Origin of the sequence: Psychromonas sp. MME1 (assembly GCF_041080865.1) — a bacterium.
In the GTDB taxonomy this organism is placed as follows: Bacteria; Pseudomonadota; Gammaproteobacteria; order Enterobacterales; family Psychromonadaceae; genus Psychromonas.
The window spans coordinates 2,573,173-2,594,880 of the sequence record NZ_CP160906.1 but is presented as its reverse complement, the minus strand read 5'-3'; the positions used below and the strand labels follow the sequence as shown (position 1 = coordinate 2,594,880).

The window sequence follows — 21,708 nt, the reverse complement described above, 5'->3', positions numbered from 1 at the left end:
CTTATAGTTGGTTTATTGCATGTTTAGAGCTCTTATATTTAAGTTTATACGTACTTTGATATTTTGCTATTTATCGATGAATAGTTATTTTCTATTCGCGCAAAATTGGAGCCATGCCTTGAGTATGTATGGCGATTTAAAGTACCCCGCAGATTTTTCTCATTTTCAATATGTTAATCCAAATGCGCCGAAAGGTGGCGTTTTCAAACAGGCTGCTATCGGTAGTTTTGATTCACTAAATCCTTTTATCGTGAAAGGTAACCCTGCGGCAGGTATTTCTATGATCTACGATTCGTTATTGAAGCAATCGGCAGATGAGCCCTTTAGTTGCTATGGATTAATTGCCGAAAAAGTTAAAATTGCCGATGATTTATCTTCTGTCACTTTTATGATTAATGAAGCTGCACGTTTTCAGGACGGTCAGCCTATTCGAGCAAAGGATGTTAAATTTAGCTTTGAGTTATTAATTGAGAAGGGGGCGCCTCATTTCCGTTCCTACTATTCGGGTGTTAAGGAGGTCATCGTAGATAGCCCATTACAGGTGAGCTTTTACTTCAAGGAAGTCGGTAATCGTGAATTGCCTCTGATTATTGGGCAAATTCCTATTTTGCCAGCACACTATTGGCGTGATCACGATTTTGCTAAGAGTAGTCTCACTATTCCTATTGGCTCTGGCGCCTATGAAGTGGCCAGTGTTGAACCATCTAAGCGGATAATATATCAACGTGTTGCGGATTATTGGGCACAAGATTTACCGGTAAATAAGGGAATGCATAATTTTGACCAATTGCTTTTTGATTATTACCGTGACGATAATGTGGCCTTTGAAGCATTTAAATCGGGAGCGTTTGACTATCGCTTGGAGAGCTCATCTAAGCGTTGGGCGACAGGTTATACCGGCGATAATTTTGTTTCCGGTAAAATTGTAACCACGCAAATTGCAGATAAAAATCCACAGGGCATGCAAGGTTTCTGGTTTAATTTACGCAAAGATAAATTTAAAGATATCAATGTGCGTAATGCGATTAGTCTTTTATTTGATTTTGAGTGGGCTAATAAAACCCTTTTTTATGGGGCTTATACACGTATTAATAGTTTTTATTCTGGATCTGAATTAGCGACAGAAAAAGAGATTTCTGCCGCGGAATATGAGATTTTATCTCCCTATAAATCCGCATTGCCTGATTCTATTTTTGGGCCTCTACAACACCCTAAAACTGATGCCGATGGCAATATACGGGAACAAATGCGTCAAGCAGTAAAGCTACTTGAAAAGGCAGGTTATCAATTAAAAGATAGCAAAATGCAGGATAAGAATGGTAAGCAGCTAAGCTTTGAATTTTTACTGTATAGTCAGGATTTTGAGCGGGTGGTACATCCGTTTCGCCGTAACCTGCAAAGAGTTGGTATCAACACATCGATTCGTTTAGTTGATATCTCACAATTTATTAACCGTTTGAATAATTTCGATTTTGATATGGTTTCCCTGCGCAAGGGGCAGTCTATCTCCCCTGGTAATGAGCAAGTCGGGTATTGGGGATGTGCGAGTCAGATGCAGGTCGGAACTTCAAATTGGGCAGGTGTCTGTTTACCTGTTATCGATCAACTAGTTTCGCAATTAATTATGTCCGATACGCGTGAAGAGCTGGTGCATAGAACCAAGGCGCTAGACCGAGTATTGCTGAGTCAGCATATGGTTATTCCGCAGTGGTACCTTCCAGCTTACCGCATCGCCTATTGGGATAAATTTTCTCGTCCGCCAATAGCGCCTATTTATGATCTTGGTTTATCAACGTGGTGGCTGCGTACACCCTCTGAAAAGGCTCAGGAGCAAATCCAGTGAAACAATACATTCTGCGGCGTTTACTGCTTATTATTCCCACCTTATTGGGGATTATGACGATTAACTTTTTTATTGTGCAAATAGCCCCAGGAGGGCCCGTAGAGCAAGCGATTGCCCACTATCAAGGTATTGACTCAAATAATAGTTCGCGGCTTGCTAGTGGCACTAATAGTGAGATAAAAGAGAACTCAACGACGGTTAAATATCGTGGAGCACAGGGGGTTGATCCTGAGTATATTGCGGCATTAGAGAAGCTATATGGTTTTGATAAACCCTTGCTAGAACGATATTTCTCTATGCTATGGCGATATGCGCAGTTTGATTTTGGTGATAGTTTTTACCGTGATATGAAAGTGACGGACTTAATTGTCGAAAAAATGCCTGTTTCTATTTCTTTAGGGCTCTGGACAACACTACTCGCCTATTTGATATCTATTCCATTAGGCATCAAGAAAGCAACGTCACATGGGAGTCGCTTTGATATTTGGAGTAGTACCGTCGTCACTGTTGCCTATGCCATCCCCGCATTTATTATCGCAATTATGCTCATCGTGTTATTCGCAGGTGGCTCTTATTATGATTGGTTTCCATTGCGTGGATTAACCTCGGATAATTTTGCCCAGCTGGGATTCTTTGCAAAAATAAAGGATTACTTTTGGCATTTAACCTTACCTATTCTTGCATCAGTATTAGCAAGTTTTGCCACGCTTACGATGCTTACTAAAAACACTTTTCTTGATGAGATTCATAAACAATATGTGATCACAGCAAGAGCAAAAGGTTGTTCAACAAAACGCATTTTATATGGGCATATTTTCCGCAATGCGATGCTTTTGGTGATAGCTGGATTACCCGCAGCCTTAATCGGTATCTTCTTTACGGGCTCAATGCTAATTGAAGTTATTTTTTCGCTCGATGGCTTAGGGCTACTGAGTTTTGAATCGGTGATCAATCGAGACTATCCAGTTATATTTGCTTCATTGTATATATTTACGTTGATTGGCTTACTATTGAAGTTAATTAGCGATGTCACTTATACCATGATTGATCCCCGTATTAGTTTTGAAGGACGATAAGATGTCATTATTGGTTACGTGGCAGAACATAAAAAACAATCCAATCAATCATAATCGTTGGATGCAGTTTAAAAGCAATAAGCGGGGATATTGGTCGCTGTGGATTTTTCTGACTCTTTTTATAATGAGTTTATTTGCGGAGCTTTGGGTAAATGATAAACCGATAATGGTCTCCTATAAAAATCATTGGTACTTTCCTATTGTTGAAGATATAACGGAAAATAGGTTGGGCGGTGATTTTGACATTCATACCGATTATAGTGATCCCTATATGGTGCAACAAATTGAGAAATCTGGTTGGATCCTCTGGCCTATTGTTCCTTTTTCCTATGATAGTATCAACTACGAATTAACTGAAGCTGCACCTTCACCACCGAGTCATATTAACTATTTAGGTACTGACGACCAAGGGCGAGATCTCTTAGCTCGTTTGGTTTATGGCTTTAGAATATCCGTATTATTTTCATTAATCCTCACCTTTGCTAGCTCCATGATCGGTGTTGCTGTCGGCGCTTTTCAGGGCTATTACGGTGGAAAAATAGACCTGTTTGGTCAACGCTTATTAGAAATATGGGAAGGGCTACCCATGCTCTTTATGCTTATTATTCTAGCGAGCTTTGTCGAACCGACCTTTACATGGTTGCTGGCGTTGATGATTTTATTTAGCTGGCCAAGTTTAGTTGGGGTTGTACGAGCAGAGTTCCTACGTGGTCGTCATTTAGAATATGTTAAAGCAGCTCAGGCATTGGGGGTATCTGATAGTAAAGTGATGTTTAAACACATTTTACCCAATGCGATGATCGCGACCCTTACTTTCATGCCTTACTTATTTACAGGCGCACTAACAACATTAACATCACTGGATTTTTTAGGTTTTGGATTGCCGTTAGGATCAGCTTCCTTAGGTGAAATGGTTGCCCAAGGTAAAGATAATTTGCATGCGCCTTGGCTAGCAATCACCGCTTTTATTTCACTTTCTACTATTTTGGTTTTATTAGTCTTTATTGGTGAAGCCGTACGTGATGCTTTTGATCCAAGGAAAACAGTATGAGCGGAACAACGCACTCTAATGAGTTATTAAAAGTAGACAACTTGTCTATCAGCTTTGCCGAAAAGGCGATTGTTAAGGGGGTTAATTTTACCCTTAACAAGGGGGAAACGTTAGCGATTGTTGGAGAAAGTGGCGCAGGTAAGTCACTGTTAGCGCTCTCAATTTTACAACTCTTGCCTTATCCCCATGCACATCATCCTAGTGGTGAAATCTATTTATCTGGAGAGCCATTAGTCGGTAAAGATGATGTGGTGCTTGAATCTATTCGCGGTAATAAAGTCTCAATGATTTTTCAAGAGCCTATGACTTCGCTTAATCCTCTGCATACGGTGCAAAAGCAGATTGCTGAAACGCTGCTTTTACACAAAGGATTAACGGGCCATAAAGCCAAGCTGCGCATAATAGAGTTGTTGCAGCTAGTGGGAATTGAAAATCCAGAGCAGCGACTTGGTTCCTATCCCCATGAATTATCAGGGGGGCAGAGACAGCGCGTTATGATTGCCATGGCTTTAGCGAATGACCCTGAACTATTAATTGCAGATGAGCCGACTACAGCGCTTGATGTGACTATTCAAAAACAGATTCTGGATCTTTTAAAAGCGTTGCAGCAGCGCCTCAATATGGCTATTTTAATCATTACCCATGATTTACATATTGTGCGTTCAATTGCCGATTACGTCATGGTTATGCGTGATGGGGAAGTCGTTGAATATAGCAATAACCATGCGTTATTTAGCGCTCCACAGCATGTTTATACAAAAATGCTATTAGGGGCTATTCCATCGGGAAAGATGGCACCCTTAGAGGAACCGCAATTAATATTAAGTGCAGATAAGATCAATGTTTGTTATCCATTACAAAAGAATTTTTGGGGCAAAACAACGCACCGCTTACAAGCGGTAAAAAATGTCAGTTTGCACATACACCGGGGAGAAACATTAGCAATAGTTGGCGAGAGTGGCTCGGGGAAAAGTACTCTCGCGCAGGCGATTTTGCAACTGATTAAAAGCACGGGTAAGGTCGTTTATTTAGGTAAAGAAATTGACGCTATAGGCCATAATGAATTGCAAGCGTTGCGCGCAGAATTGCAAATTGTGTTGCAAGACCCGTATGCAAGTTTAAGCCCTCGCATGTCTGTTGAAGCAATTATTAGCGAAGGTTTGCAGGTTCATAAAAAATTAACCCCTACACAAATAAAACAGCAAGTAGCAAGTGTTTTGCAACGTGTTGGATTAGAACCATCGAGTGGCCAGCGTTACCCTCATGAATTTTCTGGTGGACAGAGACAGCGTATCGCGATTGCACGTGCTTTGATTTTAAATCCTCAGTTAATAGTCTTAGACGAACCTACTTCTGCCTTAGATAGGAGTATTCAAAAACAAGTCTTGGATTTATTGATCTCCTTACAGAAAGAGTTATCACTGAGCTATTTATTTATCAGTCATGACCTATCCGTTGTCCGCTCTGTAAGTCATCGAGTCTTGGTTATGAAAGAGGGCGAAATCATAGAGCAGGGTTGTACTGAAGAAATATTTACGCAAGCGCAACACAAATATACACAGGAGTTATTAGCCTGTGCTATGGTATAGCGTTAAATCATCCGATATAAAGGAATTTCAATGAAAAAAATTTTTCTGACGTTGTTTTTAATATCCTTTACGAATATTGCCGCATCATTGACATTAAGCGAGCAAAGAAACCTGTATACCCAAGCTTCTGAATTACAACAACAGGAAAAATGGCAGGATGCATTACAAAAAATGCAGCTGATTCCAGACTACCCGCTGACTTATTTACTTGAATACCAACAATTTAAATCGAACTTTAGCCCTGATAGCTTAACTGCTATACAAGCGTTTTTGAAAAAATATCCTGACCATGTTGTTAGCCAAGACTTACAAAGAGAGTATTTATATTACTTAGGCAAGAATCGCTTTTGGGATCAATTGTTACAATTTTACCCAAAACTACCTAACTCTACCGATTTAAAGTGTTTCTATTTTCAAGCAAAACTTGCTGATAATCAATCCAGTAGAATTTGGCCCGCCGTGAAAGAAACGTGGTTAACGGGTGTCTCCTTAGCCAATGCCTGTGATCCGGTGTTGCAGCACTATTTAAAAATAAAAAAAATTGATCAGAAGTTAATTTGGCAACGTTTTCAACTTAGTTATCAGAAAAAACAGACGGCGCTAATGTCCTATTTGATAACACTCATGAATGATTCAAACAAGCGGTTGGCAGAACAGTTATTTACATTAAGCAAAAAACCAGAAAAATTGCTGACAAGTACATTATTTACTAATAAAAAGCAGAAAAGTTATGACTATTTAAATGCTTCGATTAAACAGCTTGCCCGCAAAAATGTACAGTTAGGGTTAAAAGCCTATTTAACTTATGAAAACAAAATTCATTTTACATCGAAGGAGAGGCTGAATTTAAAAAAAGATCTTATATCACGCATTCTTATTGTCGAAAGTGAAGAGTTAATGCCTTGGTTAGATAAAGAACTCGCTAAAATTAAAGATGTTAATTTAATCGAACGACGTATCCGCTATGCGATTAAATTAGACGATTGGTCAGGTATTGAGTATTGGATAGCTAAGCTCAGCGTAAATAAAAGATCTGAAAATAAATGGCAGTATTGGCAAGCGCGAGTATGGGAAGAGAAAAAACAGAACAAAAAAGCAGTGCATATTTACAATAAAATTGCCTCTAGTCGTAGTTATTACGGCTTTCTTGCTGCCCAAAAGTTGGGTAAAAAATACCAATTTAATAGCCAGATTATTACAGCAAAAAGTAATAAATTAGACCACTTACAAAAACAATTAGCGCATATTGAAGAGTTACATTACCACTCCTTGCCCTTTTTGTTAAAACGTGAGTGGCGAAAATTGTTATTAGGTAAAAGTGTCGCCCTGCAAAACCAACTGGGTTTATTTGCTGCCAGTAAGGATTGGGCGCACCTTTCCGTGGTCGCTAGTATTAACGCTAAAAGTTGGGATGCCTTAAGTATTCGTTTTCCTGCAACTGAGGCGGAGCTTTTTTCTTTCTATGCGAATAAATATCAGTTAGATAGTACTTATATTTATGCGATTACAAGACAAGAAAGCGCCTTTGATGAGTTTGCAAATTCACCTGCTGGTGCGCGAGGTTATATGCAATTAATGCCTAATACGGCGAAGGAAACAGCTAAAAAAATAGGCTTAAAAAGCTATCATAATCGCTCTCAATTAAGTGATGGCACTATTAATGTGGAGTTAGGTAGTGCTTACTTAAATGGTTTGTTGCAACGTTATCAAGGAAATCGGGTCCTTGCTACCGCAGCTTATAATGCCGGGCCATATCGAGTTGATCGTTGGCAAAATGACCTTAAAAATGGGACTTCCAAGGGATTATTAATGGATAGCTGGATTGAAACAATTCCCTATAAAGAAACGCGCCGGTATGTGAAAAATGTATTAGCTTATAATGTCATTTATCAGTATCTATCTAATAAACCGTTGGAATTTATGACGGAGCAGGAGATCAAAGCGCGTTTTTAAAAGTAGCAGGCTATCGGTCGTTAATTTGCACTTTAGCGGCTTAATAAATTGATGCGTTAATTTTCTCGTTACCAATGACTCTGGGATGGGTCGTTGTTCCATTGAGCAAATGAGAGTGCTTGTTATGTGCCCCTATTTATTTTTAAAAGAGTAAACCATGACTAAACAAATTTTATACATTGGCTGTTATACGCCAAATGCGGAAGCGGGCATTAAAGTCGTTGAGTTTGATAATAAAAATGGACAATTAAAAGAAGTTGGCAGTTCAGCAATGTTATCAGATCCTAGTTTTTTGGTTGTCAGCAAAGATAGAAAGTATTTACTTGCCGTGAGTGAAAATGAGCAACAAGGCTACCTCGGTTGTTTTGATATAAAAATGCCAATTACCCCTATTTTTATCAACAAGCAAAGCAGCTTAGGTGGTGCACCTTGCCATATCAGTTTAAATCATAAAAACGCATTTGTAAGTAACTACATGACTGGTAGTGTGAGTGCGTTTTCGTTGACTCAAGATAAGTTATTGCCTGCTTATCAGTCGATCCAGCATACAGGTCAAGGGCGTTGCCCTGATAGGCAAGCAAGTGCACACGCTCACGCAAGTCAATTAAGTGTAGATGAAAAATTTTTAGTCGTGGCTGATTTAGGGATTGATGCCTTAAAAGTATATGATGTGAGTGAAAATCAGCTGAATGAAGTATTTTGTGCGTATTTACCTGCTGGTTCAGGACCACGTCATTTTACCTTTAATGCGTTGGGCGATAAATTATATTTAGGTAATGAGCTGAGCTCTGAAGTTAGTGTCTTCAATTTTAATCAAACGACTGGCGAACTAGTGCATATTCAGTCTATTAGCAGTTTGCCACAGGCAAACAAGCCATTAAGCGGAGAATCACAAGGTAGCTTGGAAAATTCTATTGCTGAAGTGGCATTAAGTCTGGATGGGCGGTATCTGTACGTCAGTAATCGTGGCCATGATAGTATTGCCATTTACAGCGTTAAACAAAGTAATGGATTATTGACCGCGCTTACGTTTACCCCTTCTGGTGGATTATTTCCGCGTCACTTTGCGCTATCGCCAGATCAACAATGGTTATTAGTTGCGCATCAGAAAAGCGATTACTTAATTGTTTTTAAACGTGATAATGAAAGTGGTTTCTTAACAAAAACGGATGAAAAGTTGGCGGTTAAACATGCTGTTTGTGTTTGTTTCTTATAAAAAATGCCAGCAAGTTAGTATTCACAGTAGGAAATTTTTAACTATTATTTTTATTTGATTTATCACCAACACTGCTCATTTGGGGTGCTGCCATCGCTAGTGTGGCTGCTATTTTGATCGACATATAATGTTTTACAGGCTGTTTCATCATCGGCCTGCGACGTGCCCATTTTGGCTGTCGCTTTGATGAGGTAGGTGGATGCGCTGGCAGAGAGAGTGGTAAAGTTATAATAGTGATTATCTAATAAGCCTAGTTCACTCTTATCAACGCTATAGGTTGGATTTAAAATATGTAGGCTGCTTTGTTTTAATTGCGCTTTAATTAACACTGCCTGTGCATCACTTCGACGCATTGTGATTAAGTAGGAAAGGTAAGATGGATAGGTAATACTTGCCAGCAGAGCAATAATAGCAATGACTATCAGTAACTCAATGAGTGTAAAAGCGGCTATCTTTTTCAATATCATTTTCTCTGTGCAATGCCATTAATCCATTAATAGTAGATTAATTTTACGATGCTGCTAGAGGGGTGAAGAAGTGGCCTTTTTGCAAAGGCGCACTCCTTCGGGACTATTATTGAAATAATTGCTTGATTACATTTAAGGTGTTATTAATTTTTTTACTGCTTGTTGGGGTAATAAAAACGGTATCATCGCCTGCAATGGTGCCAAGAATACCTTCGGCTTTGCCTATCGAGTCAAGTAGGCGGGCAATCAGTTGCGCAGCGCCTGGGCTTGTGCGGATAACTATTAGGCTATCGTTGCGATCAATATCTACCACCAGATTTTTTAATGGACTAGTCGTTGTTGGGATACCAAGCTCGGAAGGTAAGCAATAAACCATCTCTTTTTTGGCATTTCGTGTACGAACCGCCCCTGATTTACTTAACATTCTAGAAACTTTGGACTGATTAATATTGTGAAAACCAGCTTCCTGTAATGCCTCTACTATCTCTCCTTGCGAGCTGAGGCGTTCTTTTTTTAATAATGCCTTGAAGAAGTCCATTAGTTCTGTTGGTTGTGTCATATTAAAAATACTCTAATTTAGAACTTGTGCAAATTGCACTGCCAATGATAATCGATATTGGCTAATTATCAATAACTAAATAATCTAAAAAAATGCATAAATATTCGTTTTTCAATTATTACAATAGAATTATCAAGGACTCAACGGATCCATTTTATATAAAGCATAATGGGGAGCTAAATGGTTGTTATGCGTTAATTCAAGGGGGAAGGTGAATACAAAAATATGTGTTAAATCACTTAAATTTTGCTGATTACCCCAATTAACTTTACATCGCTCACAATCACTTAACATTTCCAGCACAATCGACTAAGTTGAAGTAATATTAATGGCAATGATATTATAAATCGGAGGTTGTTTTATGAAGGTTGCTGTTCTAGGTGCTGCTGGTGGTATTGGCCAAGCATTGGCTTTACTGCTTAAACTTGATTTACCTGAAAATTCATTATTATCACTTTATGATGTTGCGCCAGTTACACCGGGGGTTGCTAAAGATTTAAGTCATATTCCTACCAGTGTTTATGTCGATGGCTATGCCGGAGATGATCCTACGCCAGCTTTACAAGGTGCCGATGTTGTTCTTATTTCTGCGGGTGTTGCCCGTAAGCCGGGTATGGACCGTTCCGATCTGTTTAATATTAATGCTGGTATTATTGAAACTTTAGTGACAAAAATTGCTCAAGTCTGCCCAATGGCATGCATTGGAATTATTACTAATCCTGTTAATACCACCGTTGCCATCGCAGCCGAAGTACTGAAAAAAGCAGGGGTTTATGATAAAAACAAGTTATTTGGCATCACTACCTTAGATGTGATTCGTGCCGAAGATTTTGTTGCTGAGAAAAAAGGCTTACCAGCAGAGCATGTTCGAGTTAATGTTATTGGTGGTCACAGTGGTACCACCATTTTACCTGTTTTATCGCAAGTGCAGGGAGTTACGTTTACTGAACAAGAGGTCGTTGAGCTTACCGAGCGAATTCAAAACGCAGGTACGGAAGTGGTTGAAGCAAAAGCGGGAGGAGGGTCTGCAACCCTTTCCATGGCGCGTGCAGCATCAATATTTGGTATCAACCTTGTAAAAGCTTTGTTAGGTAAACAGGGGATTATTCAGAATGCTTATGTTGATGGTGGTAATAGCTGTTCGCCATTTTTTACGCAACCATTGTTGTTGGGTAAAAATGGTATAGATCGCGTTTTGCCCTTTGGTGATTTAAGTCCATTTGAAGATCAGAAAAAACAAGAAATGTTAGCCGTCTTGCATGCTGATATTCAAAAGGGCGTTGATTTCATAAAAAATAAACCTTAATTTAACGTAAGTACTTAAGTTTATGTGTAGAGCCAGTTGATACTGGCTTTTTTAATTAGTTCAATTGAAGAGCATGATATGAAAGTGTGTGACATGATGACAACTCGTGTGGTGACCGTTGATATGGACGATAGGTTAACCGTTGTCAAAGAAATTTTAGATCACGGTGTATTTCATCATTTACTCGTTGTCGAAGATAATCAACTTCAGGGCATTATTAGTGAGCATGACTTATTGCGTTGTCTGAGCCCTTTTTTGGGAACCGATGCTGAGTCTACGCGTGATACTGCTACGATCAATCAACGTGCACATCAGATAATGACTCGTTCTCCATTGGTTATTGCGCCGCAATGCACTGTTAGTGATGCATTAATGATTATGTTGAATAACAATATTGGTTGCTTACCTGTATTGGAGGGGGGCGAAATCAAGGGGATATTTACTTGGCGTGATGGTGTGCGTGCATTATTAGAGAATCGCTAGTTTAACGTTTTACAATAAGTAATTACTTTTCGCTATTTTATCTTTGTGAGATATTTCTTTATAGTGTCGGCTTCATAATACTATTAATGAGTGACTTGCTATGGATTACCTACCCATTTTTACCAAACTCGAAAACCGTCCCTGTCTTGTCGTCGGTGGTGGGGATATTGCCTTTAGAAAGGTGCACCTGTTGCTTAAAGCCAATGCTGATGTCACTGTTTGTGCGCCTGAAATTGATAGCCGTCTATTGCAAAAAGAGAAAGATCAGCAATTAAAAATAATCCGTCAAAATTTCAGTACTGATCTGTTACAGGGCAAATGGTTAGTTATTGCTGCAACCGATAAGCGCGATGTTAATGAACAAATTGCAAATGCAGCTAATGCCTTACAATTGCTCGTCAATGTGGTCGATGACCCAGAACTGTCCAGTTTTATTATGCCCTCTATCGTGGATCGCTCCCCTATTATTGTGGCGATTTCAAGTGCAGGTACAGCTCCCGTTTTAGCGCGTTTAATTAGGGAGCGATTAGAAGCGTTACTACCTATGCATTTAGGGCGGTTAGCTCGTATTTCTGGTGATTTTCGTAACCGTGTAAAGGAAGTGATTGGTAATCCTTCTTTACGTCGACGTTATTGGGAAAAATTATTTGCTAACGGGCAATTAGGTCATTTATTACAAAAAGGGCAAACAGCAAATGCGCTTGAGTTAATGGAAAAAACATTAACGGAAGATGTTACACAGGGAGATGTTGCTTTGGTTGGAGCAGGGCCAGGTGACCCATCGTTATTAACATTAAAGGCATTACAGCTTATGCAGCAAGCTGATGTCGTATTATATGATAGGTTGGTTTCTGCCGATATTTTAGATTTAGTGCGTCGTGATGCTGATTTGATTTCCGTTGGTAAGGAAGCTGGAAATCACGAAGTTGAGCAATCAAGAACCAATCAAATGTTGGTGGAATTTGCTAAACAAGGTAAAAAAGTGGTGCGTTTGAAAGGGGGGGACTCCTTTATTTTTGGCCGTGGTGGAGAAGAATTAGAAGAGCTCGTCGCCGCGGGGGTCGCTTTTCAAGTCGTACCGGGCATTACCGCCGCTTCAGGGTGTAGTGCCTATGCGGGGATCCCTTTAACACATCGTGATTATTCTCAATCTGTTACCTTTGTAACAGGGCATCGTAAATCAGATGGCAGACAACTTAATTGGCAAGCCCTCGCAGCTCCCCATCAGACATTAGTCGTTTACATGGGATTAATTCAGTCTCAGGAAATACAAAATCAGTTACTCAGTTTTGGGCGTTCACCCGATACGCCTGTAGCCTTGGTTAATCGGGGCACAACCTCAGACCAGCAGGTGGTTATTGGAAAACTATCAGAATTAACTTTATTAGGTGGTGGCTTACAAGGTGCGACATTGATGATCATTGGTGAAGTCGTCAGTTTGGCCGAAAAATTGGCTTGGTTTGAGCCAGAGGGTAATCATAAGTTATCTCGAGACCCATTTTTAGTGAATCTTTCTTAACGCCTTTTATGAAGTAGCATGGGATAAATTCCATGCTACTTCAAGATGCTAGGCAGAAAATTGAAGTAGCTATGCAGTATCGATTTGCTTATTCCTAGTTGAAGTTATTTAATGCGTATCAGTAAATTCAATAACCACCTTTAAGCCGGGATTGTTGTCTAGGAGTTTTATTTTACCATCATGCAGACGCACGATCGCTTTGACTAGTGACAGGCCAATACCAAAGCCCGCTATATTTCTACTCTTTTCAATGCGGTATAGGCGTTGAAATACTTTTTCTTTTTCACTATCGGCAATTCCCTGACCATTATCGCTAAGCGTAAAGCCTTTGTTGCTGATATCAATGGATATTTGTGCAAACTCTCCTGCATATTTACAGGCATTTTCGAGTAAATTATAAACGACTCTGAACAATAACGTCGCATCACCCTGTAGTAAACAATTTGCACCAGTAATGTGTAAGTTTTGTTGTTTTTCTTCTATGAGGGGGTGGATTAAATCAATGGCATCATTAATCACGTCATCGAGACATACTAAAGTAAAGTGCTCTTTTTGCTGACTATGTTCAAGGCGTGTGATCTCTAACATTGCAGTGAAGGTAAATAGAATAGCATCTAATTTCGTTATCATTTTTTGTAAATGGTCGCTATTTAGACCTGCTTTATGTGCATCATTTATATTTTCTTCTATTTGTTGTTTAAGGTGGCTCAGTGGGGTACGTAAGTCGTGTGCAATCGCATCGGTCACTGTGCTGATGGCATTAAAAGAGTCCTCTAGGCGAGATAACATGGTATTAATATGTCTCGCCATGTCATCATATTCATCGGCATTAGAGGAGATTGGAACTCGAGCGGTCATTTCTCCTGCTTCAACGCGTTGTGCAATATTATTAAATGTACGGATCCTTTTTAATACACGTCGAGAGAAAATAAATCCTGTAAAAATACCCAATATCAATGCAGATAATAGTGCCACGAGAGACGCGTTAAGAAATTGTGTTTGTAAATTGTAAAGTGATTCGTCATCGTTGGCGATAAATAGTGTGCCCGTTGATATATGTAAAATACAGCCACTAATCAAACGTAATTCATCGTATTTTTCTAACCAAATAGGGAAGCGAGAGAGCGTTGGACAACTATTAATATAAGTCGGAATGGAGCTTAATTGACCGTAGGTATTTCCCTTATGCCTAAAAGTCAGTATGTATTGTCTAGAGTTAGCTGCATGCATCTCAAATTGTTGAATGAAATCATTGAGCTCAAGTTGCTTAGCTAAGAGCTTTTGCTGTTCAACAAGGTTTTCCATTTGTACTATTTGATCGCGTTTTATTTGCCCGACACTCAATTGGTATAAAATAATCAGCAAAAGGCTAACAACACAAAGTAGCAGGGCGGTGTATAAAGAGGTTAAACGCCAGATGGAACTCGCTTTTAGGTTATTTCTCCACCATTCTGTAACCGACGCCACGCACTGTCTCAAGTAAGGGGGGATAACCATCTAGCTCTACCTTTTTACGTAAACGTGCAACGTGCACGTCAATAACATTGGTTTGTGGATCAAAATGATAATCCCATACCGCTTCAAATAGCAAGGAGCGAGATACCACTTGCCCCGCATGCTCCATTAAATAGCGTAATAATTTAAACTCTTTGGGTTGTAGAGGAACCTCTATTAATCCACGATATACTTTATGGGAAAGTAGATCCATTTTTAGATCAGAGACTTGGATAGTGCTTGATGGCTGTGTACCGAGTACACGACGCTTAATTAATATCTCAATTCTGATTAATAACTCAGATAACGCAAAGGGTTTAACGAGGTAATCATCGCCTCCTTCTCGTAGTCCTCTGACACGCTCTGATACACTATCTAATGCGCTTAATATTAAAACGGGTGTTTTGTTGTTGGCATTTCTGAGGGTTGATAATACCGATAAACCATCTAATTGCGGCAACATGCGATCCAACAGGATTAATTGGTAATCATGTTCAAGTGCTAAAAATAAGCCATCTTTACCATTATCAGCAAGGTCTACTTGATACCCTTGTTCTTGCAGTGCCTTTTGTAGGTACTGACGAGTAGTGAGGTTATCTTCGACAACTAAAATTCGCACAAGTTATCCTTCTATCGTTTATAGTCATGTTCTATCAATATACGTGGTCTGTCGTTATCGCCCAATGATGAAAATCGGGCGAATTAATCATAATCAACTATTTTTTCATAACGGGAACCATCTCGCCCGTTTCAACATCAACAATAATGCGTTTTCGCCCATTTTCATCGTACAGTTTGAATTTATAAAAAGTGATCCCTTTTTTATTTTTCAATTCAAATTCAACTACTTCAGCATTATATTTTTGTCGCACCAGTGTCAGTGTAGATTTTAGATTCAACTTAGCAGCGGTTAGTGTGTTCACCGCTTCTTTTTCATCACTTTTTAGGTTAGTGGTTTTCTCTTTTAATATACTACCATCTTCATTGCTTACCTGCAGTTTGTACTTTTGTTCACTTTGCAAATTAACTATCTCAAATTCATAGCTAGCTTGCCCTCGATGATCGTCTACTTCAAATTCAACAATGCTACCTTTATACTCCTGCGATACCTTCTCAATTGCCTGCTCTACGGTGAATTTAGCATTTTTTAATGCCAGTACAGAAAGTGCATCATCATCAGCTAATGCCGTAAAGGAGGCTAATGCAATGGTTACGCCGCAAATTAAACTTTTTAATTTCATGTTTTGTTTCCTATAGTTATTTGATGAGAAAATTGTAGCGCATTGATCAGATCGAAAAGGTGGATGAATCATTACAAAAAGTTAATCTTTGCCTATTTGTTTGCACTCATTAGCGCATCATTTTGAGGGTGATTGTATTCGCCTTTTATTTTGTTAACTTTTTCGATGGTCGAATATATAGCGTTGGATATCAGCGACACATTATATTATAGGGAGTAGAAAATGATCACCTTAGGCGAATATATCATTGCACAACAAAACGAATACCCTAAAGCGACGGGTGAATTATCTTTACTGCTAAGTTCTATTCGATTAGCTGCGAAAGTCGTTAATCGGGAAATAAATACAGCAGGGCTAGTCGATATTATTGGCGTAACCGGCCTTGAAAATGTACAGGGTGAAGTACAGCAAAAAATGGATCTATTTGCTAACAATGTGTTTAAGTCTGCATTAGAAGCGAGAGGAGAAGTCTGTGGTGTTGCATCGGAAGAAGAGGAAGATATTATTATCTTTGATAGTGAGCGCAGCGTAAACAGCAAGTATGTCGTATTAATGGATCCGCTTGATGGCTCATCGAATATTGATGTTAATGTCTCTATCGGTACTATATTTTCTGTTTATCAAAGGCTTAGCCCGTTAGGTGAACCCGTTGTATTAGACGATTTTTTACAGCCAGGTATACGCCAAGTCGCTGCGGGGTATATTATTTATGGTTCATCAACCATGTTGGTTTACACAACGGGAAATGGAGTGCATGGCTTTACTTGCGATCCATCATTAGGCGTTTTTTACCTTTCCCATGAAAATATCCAGATCCCTGTGACTGGCAAAATATACTCGATTAACGAAGGTAATTATCTTAAATTCCCCGATGGTGTTAAGAAATATTTAAAACATTGCCAAGAGATCGAACCCGCATCAAATCGTCCCTACACCTCTCGTTATATTGGCTCATTAGTCTCTGATTTTCATCGTAATTTATTAAAGGGGGGGATTTATATCTACCCTTCAACGGCCTCTGCACCAAAAGGAAAATTACGTTTATTGTACGAATGTAATCCAATGGCATTTTTGATTGAACAGGCTGGCGGTCGTGCCAGTGATGGCTTTAATCGAATTATGACCATAGAGCCTACGGAACTCCATCAACGTGTCCCCTTTTTCTGCGGTAGCTCTGAGATGATGGATGATGTTGAAGGGATGATGGAAAAATATTCCCCTCAACATTAAAAATTATTCCATAAATAGCGTCAATAGTTCATTTAAGTAGCGGTGACCAAGCTCAGTTACTTGCCAGTTGTCGCTATTTTTTACCAATAAATTTTTATTGATCGCGGCAGTTATCGCTGGCTCTATGGTTGCAACGCTTAATCCCGTGTAAGCTTCAAACTCTTTAAATGGGATTACCTCAAATAGTCGTAAGCGATTCATCATATATTCAAAGGCGATTTCATCTTTGGCGACGACATGAGTGTGATCGATAAATGGACGAGACTTATCTAAATAACCCTTAGGGTGTTTGATTTTACTGCTGCGAATGATTTTATTTTCAAGTGGCAAGGTTAACTTACCATGGGCGCCACAGCCAATACCGATATAGTCGCCAAAGCGCCAATAGTTAAGGTTGTGCTGGCAGGCGAAACCCGTTTTGCAATAACCTGATATCTCATACTGCTGATAACCATTCTCTGCGAGTAACTTAACACCTGCCTCTTGAATCTCCCAGAGAAGCTCATCTTCAGGTAATTTAGGGGGATGTGAAAAATATTGGGTATTGGGTTCGATGGTTAATTGATACCAAGAGAGGTGTGTTGGTTGTAATGCGATGGCAGTTTGTAAATCTTCAAGTGCATCAGTAAGTGTCTGTTCAGGCAAGCCATGCATCAAATCTAAATTAAAGGTTTTCATACCTACTGCGGTCGCTTGTTTCGCGGCATTAACGGCTTCCTGTGGGCCATGGATTCTACCTAATAGCGTTAGTTTTTGTTGCTGGAAGCTTTGTACACCAAAGGAGAAACGGCTAATTCCCGCTTTCTTAAAATCGCTTATTTTCTGATTTTCAATCGCCCCTGGATTGGCTTCAAGGGTGATCTCTATCTCTTTTTTAAAGGGAATTTTCTGTTTAATTTCAGTAAGCAACCATGCTATCCCTGACGCTGAAATTAAACTCGGTGTACCGCCGCCGATAAAAATGCTCTCTAATTGACGACCTTGCACATAAACTAACTCGTTATTTAGATCATCGAGAAGTGCCTGCAAGTAGGCTTGTTCTGGGATCGTACCCTGTAATTTATGGGAATTAAAATCGCAATAGGGGCACTTTTCAATACACCAAGGAAAATGAATATAGAGGCTTAAAGGGGGTAACTGTAGCATTTAATAACCTAATAATGTGCACAATAGCCCTTACCTCATGGTAGGGGCAATAAATAGTCAGCGATTAACCCAACTGCTCTTTGAGTAACTCTACAAGCATTGCCAAGGCTTTACCGCGGTGGCTTAACTCCCCCTTGCGTTGCTTGCTTAGCTGTGCCGATGAACACTGTTCACTTTCGACCCAAAAGATTGGATCATAACCAAAGCCATTTTTACCTTGCATTTCATTACTAATTACCCCCTCCCATGTACCTTGGCAGATAATGGGGGTCGGATCTAAAGCGTGACGCATATAAACGAGTACGCATTGAAAACGAGCGCTGCGTTGATCTGCACTAATACCCTCTAATTTACTCAATAGTAGATCTATATTATCTTGATCGGTGGCATTTTCACCGGCAAAACGAGAGGAGTAGATACCGGGTTGACCATTTAAAAAATCGACCTCTAAACCAGAATCATCGGCAATGGCTGGCAGACCTGTTATTTTAGCTGCGTGGCGCGCTTTGATAATGGCATTTTCAACAAAGGTTGTACCTGTTTCTGGAACCTCTGCAACGTTAAAATGACTTTGTGGTAAGACTTCAATTGAGAAGCTATTAAGCAGTTCGCTATCTCCTTGACTTTACCTTTGTTACCTGTGGCTAAAACCCATTTTTTTTTCATAATTTGCCTGTTTTTACTCTGTATAAAACTTGTGTTGGAACTTAAGTGTATTGGTTGTGTTGGCGCTTTTAATTGCAATGGAAAAGTTTACAATTTCTTCATTGCTAAAGGGATAAGTAGCAATGTAGTAAATAGCCTCTCCTTCTCGTATCTCTTTGAAATTTAATGTTTCTACTTGCCCGATAAGATTTTTACCTGTGCCAGATAACTGTGCTGCAACGGCTTTTAAGTTGTCATTTTCATCCAGTACGGAAATATTAATCAAGCCAGTAAATTTGCTGCGTTTTATACCATATTGCTGAGCAATTTCTGGCTGTAAAAAAGTCGTTGGTAGGGCGATATAGTGCACCTGTAAATTAGCAAAGCGAAGGGATTGCTCTGCAAAAGTTATCGAAGAAAATAGCGAAAAAGCGGTTAATAGAGAGGCAATTAACAGTCTATTTAATGTCAACATGGTTCATCCTTGTTATTAAAAAAGGGGGGAATCTGTTTGGGATTTTGAATGCGCACTAATTTATGGCGATTTAATGATCCTTTTTCTACGATGACCGCACCCTTAGGGACTTTAAACTGCTTACTAAGAAATTTAATTAAGTGTTGATTCGCTTTACCATCTATCGGAGGTGCAGTAATCATCACTTTAAGCTCATCTCCTAATAAACCGACAAACTTATCGCAACTCGCCTTCGGTTGTAAAACAAGACGCAGTAGAAGATCTTCTCCGTCTTGTTTTAAGTAATTCACACTCATTAGAATAGCTGTTGCAGTAGGTCATTGATTAGCATTTCTAAAAATTGCAAGCCGAGTAACACCACTAGCATCGATAGATCCAGCCCACCCATAGGAGGAATAAAGCGTCGTACTGGTGCAAGTAGCGGTTCGGTTAATTGAATCATCACTGCTTCAATTGGGTTATGGCCGCGACTAATCCAACTGAGAATGGCACGTAAGATCAATACCCAAAAGAGTAGTTTAAATACAGCGGTTATGAAAATAACCAATGCTGATACAGCGACAATGAAGGGAGTAATCGAAGCGCCGATAATTAAACTTAAACTAATAACTTTTAATGCTGCTACACACAGAGCAAAGACGATCGTCGCCGTATCCCAACCACCCAAGCTTGGTATAACCCGACGTAACGGCGCGACAACCGGTTGCGTCGCTTTAACGATAAATTGGCTAAAGGGGTTATAAAAATCAGCACGAGCAACCTGTAACCAGACTCGTAGCAATACCACCATCAGATAGAGATCAAACAGAGTATTGACTAAAAAATTAACAGCATTCATTGGATATTCTCTCTTTTTGTAAACTTAAAATAACTTTTCCATCTCTACACCACGGTCAGCAGCTGCTTGCATGGCCTTAGCGACGGTCTCTTTTAATGTTAATTCGTTCAATGTGCGCACCGCTTCGGCAGTTGTGCCTCCCTTTGACGTGACATTTTCACGTAATGTGGCGAGACTAATTTCACTATTTTCTTTGACCATTTCTGCACTACCTAATGCAGCTTGCTGTACGAGTAAACGTGCTTGCTGTTCAGTAAAGCCCATCTCCATTGCTTTTTCTTGCATTGCTTCCATAAACAGAAAGAAATAAGCAGGAGATGATCCTGATGCGGCAATAACCGCATTGATCATCGCTTCATCTTCAACCCACAGTGTTTCGCCGACTGCTGCCATTAATTCACCAGCAAAAGCTTTGTCTGCATCGGTGACTTGCTGTGAAGCAAATAAGCCCGTCATCCCTTTTTTCAAAAGTGATGGGGTATTTGGCATAGTACGAACGATCGCACTGTTTTCACCCAATAACGAGTGTAGACGTTGTACTGAAATACCTGCAGCAATCGAGATAATGAGTTTTTGACTAAAATCGATTCCTTGTTCTGCTAGGTCTTGGCAGACCGCTGGCATTATTTGTGGTTTTACCGATAAAACGATGACATCAGCCCATTGTGTTGCTTGGTTGTTATCTTGGCTTGTTTTTACTGCGTATTTATCTGCTAATTTCTGTGTATTTGCAATGTTTGGTTCACTCGCACAAATTAAATCACTCGGGTAACCATCTTTAACTAGACCGCTGATTATGCTTGTCGCCATGTTGCCCGCACCAATAAATGTAATTTTTTTGTGTAACATGTTAATTCCTTTTTTAAAAATAAAAATCAGTCTCTACGACCGAAAATATCACTACCAATTCGTACCATGGTACTACCGCAACGAATTGCGCTTTCTAAGTCGCCACTCATTCCCATCGACAACGTGTCTATATTAGGAAATCGCTGTTGTAGCTGTAAATAGATGTTATGGAGCTCTTGGAACTGTTTTTCAAGGCGTAGTTGATCGCTGGTATTTTCGGCGATCGCCATGATTCCACGTAGTTTTAAGCGTGGTAATGTACTTACTTGTGAAGCTAGCTCAATAACTTGCGATAAAGTAGTACCCGACTTACTTTGTTCTCCGCTAATATTAACCTGTAGGCAAATATTAAGTGGTGCTAACTCACTGGGACGTTGATCATTTAAGCGTTGTGCTATTTTCATTCGCTCAACACTTTGTACCCAGTCAAAATTTTCAGCAACAAGGCGTGTTTTATTGGATTGTAATGGGCCAATAAAATACCAATAAATCGGATCTGAAAATGCCTTATCAGTTTTGATTTGTTGGATTTTTTCTACGCTTTCTTGCACGTAATTTTCACCAAAATGGCGTAAACCAAAGTCATAAGCCTGTTTGATTAGTGCAACAGGCTTGGTTTTACTCACCGCTAATAGCTGAACCTGCTCAGGATTTCTGTGTACTTGTTGAGCTGCATGCGCTATTTTTTGTTTAACGTTTGTTATTTGTTGAAAAATATTGTTCATCAT

Annotated in this window: 21 protein-coding genes and 1 pseudogene; 10 read left to right on the top strand and 12 right to left on the bottom strand. The window is 39.5% G+C overall.

The features are described 5' to 3' along the window. Nucleotides 1-124: 124 nt before the first annotated feature. The 6 genes from AB2N10_RS11875 (at nucleotide 125) to AB2N10_RS11850 (ending at nucleotide 8,728) form a co-directional block, all read left to right on the top strand. Nucleotides 125-1,843 (top strand): extracellular solute-binding protein, encoded by a 1,719-nt coding sequence (locus AB2N10_RS11875; protein ID WP_354625487.1) that lies wholly within the window; start codon nucleotides 125-127, stop codon nucleotides 1,841-1,843. Then, nucleotides 1,840-2,919 (top strand): microcin C ABC transporter permease YejB, encoded by a 1,080-nt coding sequence (locus AB2N10_RS11870; RefSeq protein WP_369433890.1) that lies wholly within the window; start codon nucleotides 1,840-1,842, stop codon nucleotides 2,917-2,919. Before AB2N10_RS11875 ends, AB2N10_RS11870 begins: the two co-directional genes overlap by 4 nt. A gap of 28 nt (nucleotides 2,920-2,947) precedes the next feature. Continuing rightward, on the top strand, nucleotides 2,948-3,970 hold the full coding sequence (locus tag AB2N10_RS11865; protein ID WP_354625488.1) for an ABC transporter permease: 1,023 nt from the start codon (nucleotides 2,948-2,950) through the stop codon (nucleotides 3,968-3,970). Next, complete coding sequence (locus AB2N10_RS11860; protein WP_354625378.1) at nucleotides 3,967-5,559, top strand: dipeptide ABC transporter ATP-binding protein; 1,593 nt, start codon at nucleotides 3,967-3,969, stop codon at nucleotides 5,557-5,559. The genes AB2N10_RS11865 and AB2N10_RS11860 overlap by 4 nt, the downstream gene beginning before the upstream one ends. A gap of 30 nt (nucleotides 5,560-5,589) precedes the next feature. Next, complete coding sequence (locus AB2N10_RS11855) at nucleotides 5,590-7,512, top strand: transglycosylase SLT domain-containing protein (protein WP_369433889.1); 1,923 nt, start codon at nucleotides 5,590-5,592, stop codon at nucleotides 7,510-7,512. Between the two features lie 157 nt (nucleotides 7,513-7,669). Continuing rightward, the gene (locus AB2N10_RS11850) at nucleotides 7,670-8,728 is read left to right on the top strand and encodes a lactonase family protein (RefSeq protein ID WP_354625382.1); all 1,059 of its coding nucleotides are present in this window, start codon (nucleotides 7,670-7,672) and stop codon (nucleotides 8,726-8,728) included. A 62-nt stretch (nucleotides 8,729-8,790) separates the two neighbouring features. Here AB2N10_RS11850 and AB2N10_RS11845 read toward each other — a convergent pair whose 3' ends face one another. Then, nucleotides 8,791-9,195: a type IV pilin protein gene (locus AB2N10_RS11845; RefSeq protein ID WP_369433888.1), complete on the bottom strand. Its 405-nt coding sequence runs from the start codon at nucleotides 9,193-9,195 to the stop codon at nucleotides 8,791-8,793. A gap of 106 nt (nucleotides 9,196-9,301) precedes the next feature. Then, nucleotides 9,302-9,754, bottom strand: a complete 453-nt coding sequence (gene argR, locus AB2N10_RS11840) for a transcriptional regulator ArgR (protein WP_369433887.1) — start codon at nucleotides 9,752-9,754, stop codon at nucleotides 9,302-9,304. Between the two features lie 361 nt (nucleotides 9,755-10,115). Here argR and mdh point away from each other — a divergent pair, with 361 nt between their 5' ends. The 3 genes from mdh to cysG all read left to right on the top strand — a co-directional run bounded on the left by mdh (nucleotide 10,116) and on the right by cysG (nucleotide 13,062). Further along, nucleotides 10,116-11,060 (top strand): malate dehydrogenase, encoded by a 945-nt coding sequence (gene mdh / locus AB2N10_RS11835; RefSeq protein WP_369433886.1) that lies wholly within the window; start codon nucleotides 10,116-10,118, stop codon nucleotides 11,058-11,060. A gap of 93 nt (nucleotides 11,061-11,153) precedes the next feature. Further along, a complete protein-coding gene (locus AB2N10_RS11830; protein ID WP_369433885.1) occupies nucleotides 11,154-11,543 on the top strand; it encodes a CBS domain-containing protein in 390 nt (129 codons plus the stop codon). A gap of 100 nt (nucleotides 11,544-11,643) precedes the next feature. Then, complete coding sequence (cysG, locus tag AB2N10_RS11825) at nucleotides 11,644-13,062, top strand: siroheme synthase CysG (RefSeq protein WP_369433884.1); 1,419 nt, start codon at nucleotides 11,644-11,646, stop codon at nucleotides 13,060-13,062. Between the two features lie 108 nt (nucleotides 13,063-13,170). Here cysG and AB2N10_RS11820 read toward each other — a convergent pair whose 3' ends face one another. The 3 genes from AB2N10_RS11820 to AB2N10_RS11810 all read right to left on the bottom strand — a co-directional run bounded on the left by AB2N10_RS11820 (nucleotide 13,171) and on the right by AB2N10_RS11810 (nucleotide 15,797). Further along, on the bottom strand, nucleotides 13,171-14,529 hold the full coding sequence (locus AB2N10_RS11820) for an ATP-binding protein (protein ID WP_369433883.1): 1,359 nt from the start codon (nucleotides 14,527-14,529) through the stop codon (nucleotides 13,171-13,173). Continuing rightward, complete coding sequence (locus AB2N10_RS11815) at nucleotides 14,498-15,175, bottom strand: response regulator transcription factor (RefSeq protein ID WP_354625387.1); 678 nt, start codon at nucleotides 15,173-15,175, stop codon at nucleotides 14,498-14,500. The genes AB2N10_RS11820 and AB2N10_RS11815 overlap by 32 nt, the downstream gene beginning before the upstream one ends. Before the next feature lie 97 nt (nucleotides 15,176-15,272). Further along, nucleotides 15,273-15,797 (bottom strand): PepSY domain-containing protein, encoded by a 525-nt coding sequence (locus AB2N10_RS11810; protein WP_369433882.1) that lies wholly within the window; start codon nucleotides 15,795-15,797, stop codon nucleotides 15,273-15,275. A gap of 222 nt (nucleotides 15,798-16,019) precedes the next feature. Between AB2N10_RS11810 and fbp the strand changes: the two genes are divergently transcribed. Continuing rightward, complete coding sequence (gene fbp, locus AB2N10_RS11805; protein WP_369433881.1) at nucleotides 16,020-17,027, top strand: class 1 fructose-bisphosphatase; 1,008 nt, start codon at nucleotides 16,020-16,022, stop codon at nucleotides 17,025-17,027. Nucleotides 17,028-17,030: 3 nt separating this feature from the next. Here the strand turns inward: fbp and hemW are convergent, their stop codons facing one another. From hemW to AB2N10_RS11770, 7 genes and pseudogenes are all read right to left on the bottom strand, one after another. Further along, nucleotides 17,031-18,173: a radical SAM family heme chaperone HemW gene (gene hemW / locus AB2N10_RS11800; protein WP_354625389.1), complete on the bottom strand. Its 1,143-nt coding sequence runs from the start codon at nucleotides 18,171-18,173 to the stop codon at nucleotides 17,031-17,033. Nucleotides 18,174-18,237: 64 nt separating this feature from the next. After that, nucleotides 18,238-18,839, bottom strand: a pseudogene (gene rdgB / locus AB2N10_RS11795) (RdgB/HAM1 family non-canonical purine NTP pyrophosphatase). Nucleotides 18,840-18,852: 13 nt separating this feature from the next. Continuing rightward, nucleotides 18,853-19,293 carry a DUF4426 domain-containing protein gene (locus AB2N10_RS11790; protein WP_354625390.1) on the bottom strand — a complete coding sequence of 147 codons (441 nt, stop codon included), beginning with the start codon at nucleotides 19,291-19,293 and terminating at the stop codon, nucleotides 18,853-18,855. Next, nucleotides 19,287-19,589, bottom strand: coding sequence for a DUF167 family protein YggU (gene yggU / locus AB2N10_RS11785; RefSeq protein WP_369433880.1), 303 nt, complete (start codon nucleotides 19,587-19,589; stop codon nucleotides 19,287-19,289). Before yggU ends, AB2N10_RS11790 begins: the two co-directional genes overlap by 7 nt. Beyond that, nucleotides 19,589-20,131: a YggT family protein gene (locus AB2N10_RS11780; protein WP_354625392.1), complete on the bottom strand. Its 543-nt coding sequence runs from the start codon at nucleotides 20,129-20,131 to the stop codon at nucleotides 19,589-19,591. The genes yggU and AB2N10_RS11780 overlap by 1 nt, the downstream gene beginning before the upstream one ends. A gap of 24 nt (nucleotides 20,132-20,155) precedes the next feature. Further along, nucleotides 20,156-20,980 (bottom strand): pyrroline-5-carboxylate reductase, encoded by an 825-nt coding sequence (gene proC, locus AB2N10_RS11775; protein ID WP_354625393.1) that lies wholly within the window; start codon nucleotides 20,978-20,980, stop codon nucleotides 20,156-20,158. A gap of 26 nt (nucleotides 20,981-21,006) precedes the next feature. Then, the gene (locus tag AB2N10_RS11770) at nucleotides 21,007-21,705 is read right to left on the bottom strand and encodes a YggS family pyridoxal phosphate-dependent enzyme (protein WP_354625490.1); all 699 of its coding nucleotides are present in this window, start codon (nucleotides 21,703-21,705) and stop codon (nucleotides 21,007-21,009) included. Between the last annotated feature and the right edge of the window lie 3 nt (nucleotides 21,706-21,708).